We start from the raw sequence: 2,519 nt of genomic DNA, 5'->3' as shown, positions 1-2,519 counted from the left end.
CGCCTGGTACTCGTCGATGTCGCGCATGTTGAACGAGCCGACCTGCACCACGATGCCCATCTGGGCGAGGCCCATGTACTCTTCGTAGGACACGGTCTGCGCCGAGGCACGCAAGCTGCCGAGCAGGGCGAACTTGTTGTTACTCGACCAGCCGGCGAACAGCACCGCGTAGACCGACAGACCGGCCATGGCGAAGAAGAACAGCAGGCCGATGTTCAGATCCGCCACGCCCCAGGTCGGGGTGATCGGGATGATCGCAAACGCGATCAGCAGGGCGGACATGGCCACCACCGGCGCCAAAGTGAAGATCACTTTGTCGGCAAACGGCGGGGTCCAGTCTTCCTTGAAGAACATCTTCAGCATGTCGGCGGCGATCTGGAACATACCAAACGGGCCAACGCGGTTCGGACCGTAACGGTCCTGCCACCAGCCCAGCAGGCGACGTTCGACAAAGCTGAGCAACGCGCCTGCAACCACAACGGCCAGCAGAATCACGATGGCTTTGATGACCGAGAGGATCACATCGATCACTTCAGGGGTGAACCAGGTCATTGCGCTGCCTCCTGCAGACCGTCGACGGATACGCCGGCGAATGCCGGTGGAATGCCGGCGATGCCCGCAGGCAATGCCACCAGACCTGCGCCCAGTTCTTCATTGATACGCAATGGCAGACGCAGGGTCTGGCCGGCCACGTTCAGGCTCAGCAGTGCGCCGTCGTTGACGCCCAGGCGATCCGCTTCGGACTTGGCCAGTGCAACGTAAGCCGTCGGAATGCGTTCCTGAACCGGAGCGGCTTTCGAAGAGGTTTCTTCGCTGCCGAACAGGTGGAAGAACGGCACGGCTTGCCAGGTGCCCGGCGCCGGGTTGAATGCGCGCGGAGCGGCAGCGAACCAGTTCAGCGAATCACCGGTGCTTTCGATCAGGCGGGTGCCCGGGTCGCCAGCGCGGATGTGACCACCGACTTCGTCCTGGAACTTGTTCCAGGCTTGCGGCGAGTTCCAGCCCGGCGACCAGGCGAATGGCACCTGCTGACGCGGTTCAACCGAGCCCGAGTAACCTTCCATGGAGAAGGCGAACGCGGTGTCTTTGTCTTGCGGGGTGCGTGGTTCGTGAACGCTGATGTCGGCGCGCATCGCGGTGCGACCGGAATAACGCAGCGGCTCACGCGCCAGTTTCAGACCCTTGATGCGGAACGCGGCAGACGGTGCCGCGTCGACGATACGTGCCAGTTGCTCGCTGCTCGAAGCCACGGCAGCGGTGACGTGGTCCAGTTGCGTCCAGTCGATCGGCTGGTTCAGCAGGGTCGAGCGCAGGGCGTGCAGCCAGCGCCAGCCTTCGTGAACCAGAATGCTTGCATCCATGTATTGCGGGTCGAAAACCTGGAAGAAGCGCTGGGCGCGACCTTCCTGGCTGACCAGCGTACCGTCGCCTTCAGCGAAGCTGGCCGCTGGCAGAACCAGATGCGCGTGATCGCTGGTGGCCGTCTTCTGATGGTCAGCAACGATCACCACTTTCGCAGCGTTCAATGCGGCATCGACCTTGGCTTTCGAGGTGCGGGTGTACAGGTCGTTTTCCAGCACGACGATGGCGTCGGCTTTGCCGTCGATCACGGCTTGCAGCGCAGCATCCACCGATTCGCCACCGAGCATGGCCAGACCGAGGCTGTTGGCTTCCGGGACGATCAGGCTGATCGAACCGTTCTTCTCGCGCAGCTTCAGAGCCTTGGCGATGTTCGCCGCCGCTTCGATCAGGGCTTTGGAGCCCAGCGAAGTACCGGCGATGATCAGCGGACGTTTGGCCGCGAGCAGGGCGTCAGCAATGCGCTTGGCCAGTTCCAGTGCTTCAGCGTCCAGACCTTCAACGGCAGGGGCGCTGGCATCCAGTGCGTGAGCCACGGCAAAACCGATGCGAGCCAGATCGTCGGGAGCGGCGTGAACGCATTCTTCGGCGATGTCGTCGAGCTTGGTTTCAGCCAGGCTGGCGATGAACAGCGGGTTCAGCGCGTGCTGACCGATATTCTTCACCGCAGCGTCGAGCCATGGCTGTACGCGCATGGCTTCTGCCATGTCTTCAGCCTTGCCCTTGACCGACTGACGCAGGGACAACGCCATACGCGCAGCAGTCTGGGTCAGGTCTTCACCGAGGACGAACACGGCGTCGTGGTCTTCGATGTCGCGCATGTTCGGCACTGGCAGCGGGCTGTCTTTGAGCACTTGCAGGACCAGACGGATGCGCTCCAGTTCGCAGGCTTCGATACCTGAGTAGAAGTGCTCGGCGCCAACCAGTTCGCGCAACGCGTAGTTGCTTTCGAGGCTGGCACGCGGCGAACCGATACCGACAATGTTGCGACCGCGCAGCAGATCGGCAGCCTTGTCCAGCGCCTGATCCAGGCCCAGTTTGGTGCCGTCGGCCAGCAGCGGCTGACGTGGACGGTCGGTGCGGTTGACGTAGCCATAACCGAAACGGCCACGGTCGCACAGGAAGTACTGGTTCACCGAACCGTTGAAACGGTTTTCGAT

At 62.4% G+C, this 2,519-nt stretch carries 2 protein-coding genes; both read right to left on the bottom strand.

What is annotated here, in order from left to right; translation table 11 throughout:
* Positions 1-552, bottom strand: a 552-nt coding sequence (locus tag ACIOU6_RS27860; RefSeq protein WP_401139944.1) for an NADH-quinone oxidoreductase subunit H, incomplete at its 3' end; no start/stop codon positions are given.
* A partial coding sequence (locus ACIOU6_RS27855; RefSeq protein WP_401139941.1) for a molybdopterin-dependent oxidoreductase occupies positions 549-2,519 on the bottom strand: 1,971 nt, incomplete at its 5' end. The genes ACIOU6_RS27855 and ACIOU6_RS27860, both read right to left, overlap by 4 nt.

Origin of the sequence: Pseudomonas sp. NPDC087615 (genome assembly GCF_044743445.1) — a bacterium.
Taxonomy (GTDB): domain Bacteria; phylum Pseudomonadota; class Gammaproteobacteria; order Pseudomonadales; family Pseudomonadaceae; genus Aquipseudomonas; species Aquipseudomonas baetica_A.
Note: the sequence above shows the minus strand (reverse complement) of the source record. Positions and strands in the feature narration are given on the sequence as shown.